Genomic DNA, 13,050 nt, shown 5'->3' on the forward strand with positions numbered 1-13,050 from the left:
AAATCGGGAACCTCATCGACACGTGTGCCCTGTAGCGGCCACGGGGACGAGTCTGCACGGGGGATTCAATGATCAAGGCGAGTGTCGTCGTACCCGTCTACAACCCCGGACGGTACCTCCAGCACTGCGCACAGTCACTGTTGGGACAGAGCCTTCCTCCCGAAGAGTACGAAGTCGTCTTCGTGAACGACGGTTCCACCGACGACTCCCCGGCGTGGCTCGACGCGCTCGCCGCCGCCCACCCACAGGTGCGGGTGCACCACCAGGAAAACTCCGGCTGGCCCGGCAAGCCGCGCAACGTCGGCGTCGAGCTCGCGCGCGGTGAGTACGTGCAGTTCGTGGACCAGGACGACGAGCTCGCACCGGAAGCCCTGGAACGCATGTACGCCCTGGGATCGAGCAACGACGCCGACATCGTCCTGGGCAAGGTCGGCGGCACGATGGCAGGCCCCAGCAACGTCTTCGCGCGGACGGTGGCCTCGTGCACGGTCGCGGACGCGCCACTGATCGACAGCGCCACGCCGCACAAGATGTTCCGGCGCTCGTTCCTGCTGGACAACGGCATCCGGTTCCCCGAGGGCAGGGTCCGCCTGGAGGACCAGCTGTTCATGGCCCGCGCGTACACCCGCGCGAAGTCGGTCTCCATCGTCGGCGACTACGTCTGCTACCTCTGGATCCGGCGTGACGACGGCGGCAACAACAGCGGCAACGCCCTCAACCTGCGGGGCTACTACCAGAACCTCCGGCAGGTGATGGACGCCATCGTGGAGGGCACCGAGCCCGGCGAGCTGCGCGACCGGCTTCTCCGCCGCTTCCTCCGGGTGGAGATGATGGGCCGGCTCCGCGAGCCGAAGGTCAACCGCTACTCCGAGGGCTACCGCAACGCGGGCTACAAGGAGGTACGCAAGCTCGCTCTGGAACGCTTCCACGAGGACGACGGGGTGGTCTCCGGCATGCCGCCGATCACGCGGCTGCGGGTGACACTGCTCCTGCGCGACCGGCTGGACGGACTGAGGGAGCTCGCCACCCGGTGCGAGAAGGTGCACGCCGAGCTCTCGGTCGAGCAGGTGGGCTGGCGCGACGGCGCGTTCCGGATCGGCGTACGCGCCGTACTCGTCCATCACGACGGGCGCCCGGTCGTGGTCACCGAACGCGCCGGCAGGTACTACCTCGACGACGAGCTCACCGCCGGTCTGCCCACCCTCCACGACGGGTGGGACGTCGGCGACCCGTGCCAACACGTGCAGGGCGACCTGCGCGTCCACCACCGGGACACCAACACGTGGTGGTTCGCACCCGAGTACCTACACGGCTCGCTGGAGCGCGTCGAGCACGACGGTCCGCAGGTGCGCCACCAGGTGGTCGCCTCGGGCGAGTTCTCCTTCGATCCGGACCGGCTTGCCGGCGGCGGGCCGCTTCCCGACGGCCGGTGCGAGCTGTCGGTGTCGGTCCAGATCCTCGGCCTCGGCCGTCCGCTGCGGATCACCCTGGACGGCGACCCGCGCTGGGAGCAGGCGACGGTGCCGGCGATGGTCGGTGACCCCGCCCGGATCGTCGTACCCAGGCGGACCCTCCCCACCGGACGCCTGACCGTCGAGGTGGGTGACCGTGACCAGGCACTCGCCGGCGCCATCGCCTCGCTGGGGGTGGGCCCGTTGCACCTCCGTGGGTCGCGCCTGCAGTTGTCGCTGCCGGTGCGCACCGGCCCGGGCGTGGGTGCCCACGACGTCGAGGTGGTGGTCGGCCGGGCCGGCAGGGCGCGCACGCTGCCGGGCCGGATCGAGCCCGCGGGGGCGGCGGTGCTGGCGCTGGAGGACGTCCCTGTGCTGCCGGCGGGACGGCACCCGATCGCCCTGCGTACCGACTCCTTCGGCGGGCGGTCGGCCGTCCCGATCGGCGTGGCGGTCGTGCGCGAGGGTCGGATCGTGGCCGTGCGCGGCATCGGCTACCGCGCCCTGCCGCGCCGGCTGCTGACCCGGCTGGCCGGGGACCGCCGGCTGCGCCGCCAGGTGTACCGCCTGCTGGGGAAACTGCCCGACGAGCAGGCGGAGCTGGCGAGGAAGGTGGTGCGGGGAGCGGCTCGCTGGTCACGCCCGAGCTGACACCCGGCCCTTCGTATGACCTCGTGGTTCGAACGCCGATCGCACCGGCCGGCCGAGCGCAGCTGGGCTCCTCGCCGTCGCGGCGGCCGGTCCGCACGTCGGGCGATGGTCGGGCGGCGGTCATACTGGGCCGGTGCGACTGACGGAATTCTGGCAACGAATGGAACACCACCTCGGCTCGTCCTACGCCCGGTCGTGGGCGCGCGACCAGGTCCTGGCGGAGCTGGGCGGTCGCACTCCCCAGCAGGCGCTGGACTCCGGCGTCGACGCGAAGACCGTCTGGCGCGCGGTGTGGCAGGCCCTGGAGCTTCCGGCGTCGGAGCGCTGACCGCCGCGCGGGCGGCCCGGCGCGAGTATCCGGTCCGATCGGCTCGCCTCGGCGTGGCGCACCTCTTCGAACGCGTGTTCGCCATATCGTCGTAGAGTGTCACTGGTGGGCCGCACTCGCCGCCGGCGGGTTTTGTCCACAATGCGGCTCACGGCCGTGGCGTCCACAGGTTTCACCGCCCGGATCCAGGTATGTCGGTGGTCACCTCTAACGTCTCGGGTGTGATGAACGAAAAGACCACGCAGAAGAAGTCCCGGGGCTCACGCCGAGCCCCCGACCTGACCGGGATGGCGAGCATGGCAGCTCAAGACCGCGACAAGTCGCTGGACACCGCGATAGCGCAGATCGAGCGGCAGTTCGGCAAGGGCGCAGTGATGCGCCTGGGCCAGGAGGGCCGCGCCCCGACCGAGGTGATTCCGACCGGAGCGATCGCCCTCGACGTGGCGCTCGGGATCGGCGGCCTGCCCCGTGGGCGGGTCGTGGAGATCTACGGGCCGGAGAGTTCGGGTAAGTCCACCCTCGCGCTGCACGCGGTGGCCAACGCGCAGAAGGCGGGCGGGGTCGCCGGCTTCATCGACGCCGAGCACGCCCTCGACCCTGAATACGCAAAGAAGCTGGGCGTCGACACCGACGCGTTGCTGGTGTCCCAGCCGGACAACGGTGAGCAGGCGCTGGAGATCGCCGACATGCTGATCCGTTCCGGTGCGCTCGACATCGTGGTGATCGACTCGGTGGCGGCTCTGGTGCCGCGGGCCGAGATCGAGGGCGAGATGGGCGACAGCCACGTCGGCCTGCAGGCCCGGCTGATGAGCCAGGCGCTGCGCAAGCTGACCGGTGTCATCAGCTCCTCCAAGACCACCGCCATCTTCATCAACCAGCTCCGCGAGAAGGTTGGCGTGATGTTCGGGTCGCCGGAGACCACGACCGGCGGCAAGGCGCTGAAGTTCTACGCGTCGGTGCGTCTCGACGTGCGGCGGATCGAGACGCTGAAGGACGGCCAGGACCCGGTGGGCAGCCGCGTCCGGGTGAAGGTCGTGAAGAACAAGATGGCCCCGCCTTTCCGGCAGGCCGAGTTCGACATGCTCTTCGGCGAAGGTGTCAGCCGTGAGGGCAGCCTGATCGACCTCGGGGTGGAGCACGGCATCGTCCGCAAGGCCGGCGCCTGGTACACCTACGACGGCGACCAGCTCGGCCAGGGCAAGGAAAACGCGCGGAAGTTCCTTCGCGACAACCCCGATCTCGCCGAGGAGCTGGAGAAGAAGATCAAGGAGAAGGTCGGCATCGGCCCGCGGGTGGACCAGCCCGCGGACGAGTCCGAGCCCGAGCCCGAGGACTTCTAGCGCCGAGGAGCAGACGAACAGGTGAGGCAGAAGTCATCGAGATCCTCGAAATCGAGATCATCCAGGTCGCGGTCGGCTGACGACCAGGAACAGGCCGCGACCGATCCCGAGCAGACAGCCCGCGCCATCGTCCTGCGCCAGCTCACCGGCCAGCCCCGCTCGCGGGCGGAGCTGGAACAGGCGCTGCGACGCAAGGAGGTGCCCGAGGACGTCATCGAGTCCGTCCTCGGGCGGTTCACCGACGTCGGTCTGATCGACGACGCGGCCTTCGCCCGGGCGTGGGTGGAGTCCCGCCACACCGGGCGCGGGCTGGCACGACGCGCCCTGGCCCACGAGTTGCGCCGACGAGGGGTCGGTGACTCCGAGGTAGGCGAGGCACTCGACCAGCTGTCCCCGGATGCCGAGCTGGAAACCGCCCGTGCCCTGGTGGCCCGCAAGCTCGCCGCGACCCGGGGGCTCGACGGGCGCACCAGGGTCCGTCGGCTGGCCGCGATGCTGGCTCGCAAGGGCTACTCACCGGGGCTCGCCGCGCGAGTCGTCCGGGAGGCGCTGGAGGGGGAGTCCGACGAGGAGCACCGCGCCGCCGTAGCCGAGTTCAGCGGTGCCGCCGACTCGATGGAGACCGCGGGTCCGTAGGACGCGCCCGCGGCCTGAACCGGCCGGTGATCCGCCCGGGTCACCGCGGCCGCGAGGCCGGCGCTAGCGTGCGAGCCATGGCGCTTCAGGTGCGGACGGCCCGCGACAACGACCGGCAGGCACTCCACGACCTCAGTCAACTGGCGTTCGCGGCCCGTTCGGCGCCCTACGACGAGGCGAGCGACCGGTCCGCGACCCCGCTCGACCGGCGGCTGCTGGCCACCGAGGGCGCGCGGATCGTGGGACGGCTGGCGGTGTGGGAGCTCGGCCAGTGGTTCGGGGGACGCCGGGTGCCGATGGGTGGCGTCTCCGGTGTGGCCGTCGCCCCCGACGCGCGCGGCAGGGGAGTCGCGAGCACCCTCGTCCACGAGGCCATCCGGACCATGCGCGACCGCGGCGAGGTGGTGTCCTCGCTCTATCCCATGAACCACACCCTCTACCGCCGCCACGGTTGGGAGGTCGCCGGCAGCTATCCGGAGCAGCGGCTGGACCTGCGGGCACTCACCTCCCTGCCCAGGCCGGACACCGAGGTCGAGGTGCGGCCCACCACCGAGGCGGACCTGCCCGCGATCCGCGAGTTGCACGAGGCGGTGTCGCGGGAGGAGCCGGGCAACCTGTCCCACGGCCCCGAGTTCGGCGCCCGCCGACTGCTCGGCCACCCCGGGATCCAGGAGGGATACGTCGCCGAGGCCGACGGTCGCCTCACCGGCCTGCTGGTCGCCGGCCGGACGGACCCCACCGACGACCGCGGCTTCTACACCATCACCGTGCTCCAGTTGCTGGCCGCCGACCTGGCCAGTGAGCTCGCACTGCTGCGCGTTCTTGCCGCTCAGTACCCCGTGGCCGGCACGGTGACGCTGGTGACGCCGCCCCAGTCCGCGCTGCCGATGCTGGTCGGCGAACGCGACCTGCGCCCGGTCGACCGGGGCTGGTGCTGGATGACCCGGTTGGTGGACGCGGCCGGCGCGATCGCCGCCCGCGGCTACGCCCCGGACGCCACCGCCGAGGTCCATCTCCACCTCGACGACCCGGTGGCCAGGTGGAACACCGGCCCCCGCGTGCTGCGGGTCAAGGACGGCGCCGGCCACCTGGAGCCCGGCGGACGAGGTGACGTACGCCTCGGCATCGGCCGGCTGGCCTCGCTCTACACCGGCTGGACGTCGCCGCACAGGCTGGCCCGGCTCGGGCTGCTCACCGGCGCGGACGCGGCCGACCTGGCCGCCCTCGACCGCGTGTTCGCCGGCCGCCTGCCCTGGTCCCGCGACTTCTTCTGAGGGACAAGCCCACTGGTTCGATCAGACCGACTCGGCACGGCATGCCCAGGCGGACGGCCGCCCTTGTCCACCGTCCTTGACCGGCCCCGTACGGCGACTTAGCCTCCAGAGCAGGAAGAGATCACTCTGCGTCAGTCGCCGTCGCCGCCACTCCCATCCGCCGGATCGAGCTTCACCTGCAACTTCCTCGAGAACGCCGCCACCACCACCGTCGAACGGCTCGAAGAGCCGGACCAGTGACAACTCTGCGTCACCGATTCTCGCGCCAGGTGAGATCGGCCGGCGGTAACGACGTGTCACCTCGTCGGCCGATGCCGGGGCCGCGGCAAGGTCGCCGACGGTCCGCAGGCCCACGCGCAGAACGACCTCTTCCGAGGCCAGACCTCCACCCGCGGGTTCGCTGAGCTGGAGGTCGGGGGAAGGGAGTGCTGCCCTGATGTGGTCGCTCGTCCAGGTCGCCCTGCTGCTCGTCGGACTCGCCGTCCTCGTACTCCTCGGTGCCCTCCTTCGTCCCGCGTGGTCCTGGTGGGCCACCGCCCGTGCCCAGCCGGGGGCCCCGTCCGCCGTCGCTCCTGGTACCACCGCGACCCCACCGCCGGAGGAGCTGCGAGCCCGGTCCGACGACCTCGACCGCCGCGAACGCCGTCTCACCGAACGCGAGTCCCGGCTCGACGTGGCCGAACGCGAGCTGGAAACCCGGGCCCGCACGACGTCTGCCGCCCAGGAGTCACTGACCGTCCGCCAGGCCGCGCTCGCCGACCTGGAGACCGAGCGACGGGCGGTCCTGGAACGCACCGCCCGGCTGACCGCCGACCAGGCCAGGGCCCAGCTGGTGAGCTCCATCGAGAACGAGGCCAAGCGCGAGGCGGCGCTGACGGTCCGCGACCTGGAACGCCAGGCACGCGACGAGGGCGACCGCCGGGCCCGGGCCATCATCACCACGGCCGTGCAGCGGCTGGCGACCGAACAGACCACCGAGTCGGTGCTGACCACGCTGCAACTGCCCAGCGACGAGCTGAAGGGCCGCATCATCGGCCGGGACGGGCGCAACATCCGCGCCTTCGAGCAGATCACCGGCGTGAACGTGATCGTGGACGAGACCCCGGAGTCGGTCATGCTGTCCTGCTTCGACCCGGTCCGCCGCGAGGTCGGGCGGATGACCCTGGAGCACCTGGTGCTCGACGGCCGGATCCATCCGCGCCGGATCGAGGAGCTGTACGCCCGAAGCCTCGGCGAGGTCGAGCAGACCTGCCTGCGGGCGGGGGAGGACGCGGTGGCGCAGACCGGGCTGACCGATCTGCATCCCGAACTCGTCCGGCTGCTCGGCACGTTGCGGTTCCGCACGTCGTACGGCCAGAACGTGCTGCGGCACCTGGTCGAGTCGGCGTCCGTCGCGGCCCTGCTGGCCGCCGAGCTCGGGCTGGACCCTGCCCTGCCCAAGCGCTGCGGGTTGCTGCACGACATCGGCAAGGCGCTCACCCACCAGACGGAGGGCAGCCACGCCCTGGTGGGTGCCGAACTTGCCCGCTCGCACGGGGAGAGCGCGGAGGTGGTGCACGCGATCGAGGCGCACCACGACGAGGTGGAGCCATGCACGGTCGAGGCGGTGCTGACCCAGGCGGCGGACGCGATCTCCGGCGGTCGGCCCGGCGCCCGCCGGGAGTCGCTCGCCGCGTACGTCCAGCGACTGGAGCGGCTGGAGGAGATCGCCCGGTCCTACCCCGGCGTGGCCACGGTGCACGCCATGCGGTCCGGGCGGGACGTCCGCGTCATGGTGGTCCCGGCCGAGATCGACGACCTTCAGGCGCAGGTGCTCGCCCGGGACATCGCCAAGCGGGTGGAGACCGAGCTGACGTACCCCGGGCAGATCCGGGTCACCGTGATCCGGGAGACCCGCGCCTCCGAGACCGCGCTCTGACCGGCGACCGGCCGCCGGTCACCGGCGCGCCCCGAGACCCGATGCCCGGCTGCCCGGGGGCGCGGGGAGAGCGGCCGAGCCGCCCGCGGACTCAGCGGGCCGGACCGGAGCCGTCCCCGGACACCCCACCCGGCGCACCGCCGGACACGCCGCCGCTGGGGTCACCGGCGGGGGTGCTGGCCAACGGGACGACGGCGCGGCCCTTCCGCCGCTGCCGTGCCTCCAGCCACTGCGCGATCCGGGACAGCGTGTAGTTGATGACGATGTAGACCGCCGCGGCGATGGCGCCGGCCGCGATCGGGTTGTTGTAGCCGGAGATGACCTGCTTGGTGAACGACGCCAGCTCCTGGGAGCTGATGATGTAGCCGAGCGCGGTGTCCTTCAGTGCCACCACGCACTGGCTGATGATCGCCGGGAGCATCGTGGTGATCGCCTGCGGAACGAGGATCAGCAACATCACGCTGCTCTTGCGCAGACCGAGCGCGTACGCCGCCTCCGACTGCCCGCGCGGCACCGCCTTGATACCTGCGCGGAACACCTCCGCGAGCACCGAGCCGTTGTAGAGCATCAGCGCCAGCACCAGCGCCCAGAAGCGGCCCGTCACATCGCCGAAGCCGAGGAAGACGGCCAGGATCAGCAGCACCAGCGGGATGGCGCGGAAGAACTCGATCACCGCGATCGACGGCCAGCGCAGGATCGCGTGGTCGGACAGCCGGCCGGCGGCGAACACCGCGCCGAACACCAGGGCCAGCACGATGGCGACCGCGGCCGCGGTCAGCGTGGTGAGGATCGCCTCGCCCAGCCCACGCAGGATGTCGGGGTCGGTGAACGGCGCGAAGGCCTTCGGTGTGATCTGGTCGGCGGCCCACAGCTTCCACAGCACGAACCCGAGCAGGGCCAGCAGGACGATCGCGCCGATCACTCCGCCGATGCGGTGCCGGCGCCGGGCGACCGGGCCGGGTACGTCGAAGAGGACTGTACTCATCGGGTCACCGTCCAACGTCGTTCGAGCAGGGAGGCGCCGCCGGCGATCACGAAGACGATGATCATGTAGCCGAGCGCGATGCCGGCGAACAGCCACCACAGGGCGGTCGGGAAGTCGCGTACGAGCGAGTCGAGCTGGTAGCTCGCCTCGGTGACGCCGAACACCTCGGCGATGGCGGTGTTCTTGGTCAGGGCGATGAGAATGCTCGCCAGCGGCGGCACGACGGCGCGGAACGCCTGCGGCAACACGATCAGCCGCAGGCTCTGCCCGAACGTCATGCCGATCGCCCGGGACGCCTCCGCCTGGCCGGCCTGGATGGCGTTGATCCCCGAGCGCAGCGCCTCGCAGACGAACGCCGAGGTGTAGAGCGAGAGCGAGATGATCGCCCGGTCGAAGAAGCTGTACTGCAGTCCGACCGCCGGCAGCCCGGTCACGACGATCAGGAAGACGATCAGCAGCGGGGTGTTGCGGAAGACCGTGACGTACGCCGTGCCCGCGCGCTGCAGGACCGGCACGGGGGAGACCCGCATCCCGGCCAGGACGGTGCCGAGCAGCGTCGCGATCACCCCGGAGACGACGAGCAACTGGACCGTGAGCCAGAAGCCGGAGATGATCTTCGGCAGGTTGTCGATCAGCACGTTCACGTCGGGCTGGTCTCCCTTGGTCGGCGCCCGAAGAAGCGGACGGGTGGGCGACACAGGCCTGCCCGGCGCATGCGGGTGGACCGCGCGCCGGGCAGGCCGGTGCTCACTTGCAGGAGGGGTCCGGCTTGGGCGCCGCCGGCGCCTCCACGTCGGCCTTGCCGAGCGTGGCGTCGAACGCCTTCTTCCAGTCGCCGTCGCTCACCGACTTGTTGATGGTGTCGGTGAGGTACTTGCACATTGCGGTGTCGCCCTTCTTGAAGCCGATCCCGTAACGCTCCTCGGTGAACGGCTTGCCGACGGTCTTCAGGTCACTGTCCTCGGCGGCGTAGCCCTGAAGGATCGCCTCGTCGGTGGTGACCGCGTCCACGGACTTGTTCTTCAGCTGGGTCACGCACTCGGAGTAGGAGCCGAACGGAGCCGGGTTGGCGCCGTACTTCTCCTCGACCTGCTTCAGGGAGGTCGACCCGGTGACCGAGCAGACCTTCTTGCCCTTCAGGTCCGCGCCGGACTTGATCGACTTGTCGTCCTTCCGGATGAGCAGGCCCTGGCCGGTGACGAAGTACGGACCGGCCTGGCCCACGACCTGGCGCCGCTCGGGCGTGATGGAGTACGACGCGAGCACGAGGTCGACGGTGCCCTTCTGCAGGAAGGGCTCGCGGTTCTTCGACACGGTCTCGACCCACTCGATGTTCTTGGGTTCGATGCCCATGCCGCCGGCGATGATCTCGGCCATCGCCACGTCGAAGCCGGTCGGCGTGTCGGTGCCGGGCTTCTTGTAGCCGATGCCCGGCTGGTCGAACTTGATGCCGATCGTGATCTTCTTCGCCTTGGCGAACTTCGCCATCGACGAACCCGCGGGGAACTTGGGGTTCTCGGCGACCTTGACGTCCGTCTGGCCTCCGCCGCTGCCTCCGCAGGCGGTGAGGGCCAGCGCGGCTACCAGGCCGGCTCCGAGCAACCGCAGACTGCTCCTAAGCATGACGTCCCTTTCTTGTGGTGGCCCGCAACCCCGGCTTGCGTGTGGTCCCGGCAGGTCCGGTGGGATCGGCGTTCGGCGTGTGCGGGTTGGGCTCTTCTGCTGCGGGGACGGGGGGCCGCCCCACTGTGGTCGGTGATCCTAGGCGCTCGCGCGGCCTCGGTGCGGCACCATTGACAGTTGAGTGAACAGGTGAGTGCGGCATCGTCACGGTCCGGCGCGGCTCGGATACGGCTGTCAGTGCTGAAGGATCTTCGAGAGGAAGTCCTTCGCCCGTGCCGACTGGGGGTTGGTGAAGAACTCCTCCGGTGTGCGCTCCTCGACGATCCGCCCGTCGGCCATGAACGCGACCCGGTCGGCCGCGCTGCGGGCGAACCCCATCTCGTGGGTGACGACGACCATCGTCATGCCGCCGCGGGCGAGGTCGACCATCACGTCGAGTACTTCCTTGATCATCTCCGGGTCGAGCGCGGACGTCGGCTCGTCGAAGAGGATCACCTTCGGTTCCATCGCCAGTGCGCGGGCGATCGCCACCCGCTGCTGCTGTCCGCCGGACAACTGCGCGGGGTACTTCTCGGCCTGGTTGCCCACACCCACCCGGTCCAGGAGCGTCCGGGCCCGCGTCTCGGCCTCCGCCTTGGGAACCTTGCGGACCCGGATCGGGCCGAGAGTGACGTTGTCCAGCACGGTCTTGTGCTGGAAGAGGTTGAACGACTGGAACACCATGCCCACGTCGGCGCGGAGCTGGGCGAGCTTCTTGCCCTCCTCGGGCAGCTGCTGGCCGTCGAGCCGGATCTCCCCGGAGTCGATCGGCTCCAGTCGGTTGATCGTCCTACACAGCGTCGACTTGCCCGACCCCGACGGGCCGATGATCACCACGACCTCGCCCGCGTTCACGGTGAGGTTGATGTCCTGGAGCACGTGCAGGTCACCGAAGTGTTTGTCGACGTGCTCCATGGTGACCAGCGGGCGTGCGGAGGCCGCGCCGGGAGAGGGCGGTCGCTCGCTCGTGTCTGTCATGACGGGGAAGGTACCTTCCTTCGAGTTCTTACGCGAGACCGACCGGCGGTCTGTAGCCCGACTGGAACATGACGATCACACCGTGGCGGCCGTGATCGTTAGTGGGGCGCTCCGCGGACCTGTCCGGGCGGCGCCGACCGGCCCGGACGTAATGTCGCTTTCGCCACCAATTCCTGGCAGTTACACGCACTTCCGCCCCTGAGGGACGCCTGCCCCCGCCCCGCGGGCACGGTGCGCCGTACCCTTGGACGGTCATGACGCACCGTATCGAATCCCCGGCACCCGACGCTGCCGTCGACGGCTCCGGCACGCGCACGTACGAGCTGCGCACCTTCGGGTGCCAGATGAACGTCCACGACTCCGAGCGGCTGTCCGGGCTGCTGGAGGACGCGGGCTACGTTCGAGCGGCCGCCGGCGACGCGGCCGACGTCGTCGTTCTCAACACCTGCGCCGTACGGGAGAACGCCGACAACAAGCTGTACGGCAACCTCGGCCACCTGGCGCCGTCGAAGGCCAGACGTCCCGGCATGCAGATCGCCGTCGGCGGCTGCCTGGCCCAGAAGGACAAGGGCGAGATCGTCCGCCGGGCCCCGTGGGTCGACGTCGTGTTCGGCACCCACAACATCGGCTCGCTGCCGGCCCTGCTGGAGCGGTCCCGGGTGCTCGGTGAGGCGCAGGTGGAGATCAAGGACTACCTGGAGACGTTCCCGTCCACCCTGCCGTCGCGCCGGGAGTCGCCGGCAGCCGCGTGGGTCGCGGTGAGTGTCGGCTGCAACAACACGTGCACGTTCTGCATCGTTCCGGCCCTGCGTGGCCGGGAGAAGGACCGCCGGCCCGGCGACATCCTCGCCGAGGTGCAGGCTCTGGTAGCCGAGGGTGTCCTCGAGGTCACTCTGCTCGGCCAGAACGTCAACGCCTACGGCGTGGAGTTCGGCGACCGGTTCGCGTTCGGCAAGCTGCTGCGGTCGTGCGGGGAGATCGAGGGGCTGGAGCGGGTGCGGTTCACCTCCCCGCACCCGCGCGACTTCACCGACGACGTGATCGCCGCGATGGCGCAGACTCCGAACGTCATGCACCAGTTGCACATGCCGCTGCAGTCGGGTTCGGACCGCGTGCTGAAGGCGATGCGGCGTTCCTACCGGCAGGCTCGCTACCTCGACATCGTGGCGAAGGTGCGGCAGGCGATGCCGGACGCCGCGATCACCACCGACATCATCGTCGGCTTCCCGGGCGAGACCGAGGAGGACTTCGAGGAGACGCTGCACGTCGTACGCGAGGCGAGGTTCTCCGCGGCGTTCACGTTCCAGTACTCCAAGCGGCCGGGCACGCCGGCGGCGACGCTGCCCGACCAGGTGCCCAAGAAGGTCGTGCAGGCGAGGTACGAACGCCTGGTCGAGTTGGTCGAGGAACTCGCCTGGGCGGAGAACCGCGCGCTCGTCGGCCGCCAGGTGGAGGTGCTCGTCTCCGAGGGCGAGGGCCGCAAGGACGCCGCCACCGAACGCATGAGCGGCCGCGCCCGCGACAACCGGCTGGTGCACTTCTCCGGCGGCCGTCCCGGTGGCGCGGCGCCGGCCGGCGTACGACCCGGTGACCTGGTGACGGTCGAGGTGACCTACGCCGCGCCGCACCACCTCGTCGCCGACGGCCCCTTGCTGGACGTCCGGCCCACCCGGGCCGGTGACCTGTGGGCGGCCCGGCAGTCGGGCACCTCTGACGCGACAGCCATGGGTGCGGCGGCGCGGCAGGCCGGAGCGACGGAGGCCGCGGACGCGGCTGGTGCGCCCGCCGGTGTGTTGCTCGGGATGCCGACCGTCCGTCGCTGACCCG

The 13,050-nt window shown here is 70.6% G+C and carries 11 protein-coding genes; 7 read left to right on the plus strand and 4 right to left on the minus strand.

The annotated features are described in order from the left end of the window. Nucleotides 1–68 precede the first annotated feature (68 nt). From F4554_RS10690 to rny, 6 genes are all read left to right on the plus strand, one after another. Nucleotides 69–2,102, plus strand: coding sequence for a glycosyltransferase family A protein (locus F4554_RS10690; RefSeq protein ID WP_179787239.1), 2,034 nt, complete (start codon nucleotides 69–71; stop codon nucleotides 2,100–2,102). A gap of 133 nt (nucleotides 2,103–2,235) precedes the next feature. Next, nucleotides 2,236–2,430, plus strand: a complete 195-nt coding sequence (locus F4554_RS10695) for a DUF3046 domain-containing protein (RefSeq protein ID WP_179787240.1) — start codon at nucleotides 2,236–2,238, stop codon at nucleotides 2,428–2,430. Nucleotides 2,431–2,726: 296 nt separating this feature from the next. After that, nucleotides 2,727–3,770, plus strand: a complete 1,044-nt coding sequence (recA, locus tag F4554_RS10700; protein ID WP_202889241.1) for a recombinase RecA — start codon at nucleotides 2,727–2,729, stop codon at nucleotides 3,768–3,770. 21 nt (nucleotides 3,771–3,791) lie between these two features. Further along, nucleotides 3,792–4,406 (plus strand): RecX family transcriptional regulator, encoded by a 615-nt coding sequence (locus F4554_RS10705; RefSeq protein WP_179787241.1) that lies wholly within the window; start codon nucleotides 3,792–3,794, stop codon nucleotides 4,404–4,406. 77 nt (nucleotides 4,407–4,483) lie between these two features. Next, entirely contained in the window at nucleotides 4,484–5,680 is a 1,197-nt protein-coding gene (locus F4554_RS10710; RefSeq protein WP_179787242.1) for a GNAT family N-acetyltransferase, read from the plus strand. A gap of 436 nt (nucleotides 5,681–6,116) precedes the next feature. Next, on the plus strand, nucleotides 6,117–7,598 hold the full coding sequence (gene rny, locus F4554_RS10715) for a ribonuclease Y (protein WP_179787243.1): 1,482 nt from the start codon (nucleotides 6,117–6,119) through the stop codon (nucleotides 7,596–7,598). A gap of 91 nt (nucleotides 7,599–7,689) precedes the next feature. On the opposite strand, the gene F4554_RS10720 is transcribed toward rny, so the two are convergent. The 4 genes from F4554_RS10720 to F4554_RS10735 form a co-directional block, all read right to left on the minus strand. Continuing rightward, a complete protein-coding gene (locus tag F4554_RS10720) occupies nucleotides 7,690–8,583 on the minus strand; it encodes an amino acid ABC transporter permease (protein ID WP_179787244.1) in 894 nt (297 codons plus the stop codon). Continuing rightward, a complete protein-coding gene (locus F4554_RS10725; RefSeq protein WP_179787245.1) occupies nucleotides 8,580–9,227 on the minus strand; it encodes an ABC transporter permease subunit in 648 nt (215 codons plus the stop codon). Before F4554_RS10725 ends, F4554_RS10720 begins: the two co-directional genes overlap by 4 nt. 103 nt (nucleotides 9,228–9,330) lie before the next feature. Next, nucleotides 9,331–10,206: a glutamate ABC transporter substrate-binding protein gene (locus tag F4554_RS10730; RefSeq protein WP_179787246.1), complete on the minus strand. Its 876-nt coding sequence runs from the start codon at nucleotides 10,204–10,206 to the stop codon at nucleotides 9,331–9,333. A gap of 234 nt (nucleotides 10,207–10,440) precedes the next feature. After that, complete coding sequence (locus tag F4554_RS10735) at nucleotides 10,441–11,160, minus strand: amino acid ABC transporter ATP-binding protein (RefSeq protein WP_420360748.1); 720 nt, start codon at nucleotides 11,158–11,160, stop codon at nucleotides 10,441–10,443. Between the two features lie 317 nt (nucleotides 11,161–11,477). Here F4554_RS10735 and miaB point away from each other — a divergent pair, with 317 nt between their 5' ends. Beyond that, complete coding sequence (gene miaB, locus F4554_RS10740) at nucleotides 11,478–13,046, plus strand: tRNA (N6-isopentenyl adenosine(37)-C2)-methylthiotransferase MiaB (protein ID WP_179787247.1); 1,569 nt, start codon at nucleotides 11,478–11,480, stop codon at nucleotides 13,044–13,046. The last annotated feature ends 4 nt before the right edge of the window (nucleotides 13,047–13,050 follow it).

Origin of the sequence: Actinopolymorpha rutila, from assembly GCF_013407855.1 — a bacterium.
Lineage (GTDB): Bacteria > Actinomycetota > Actinomycetes > Propionibacteriales > Actinopolymorphaceae > Actinopolymorpha > Actinopolymorpha rutila.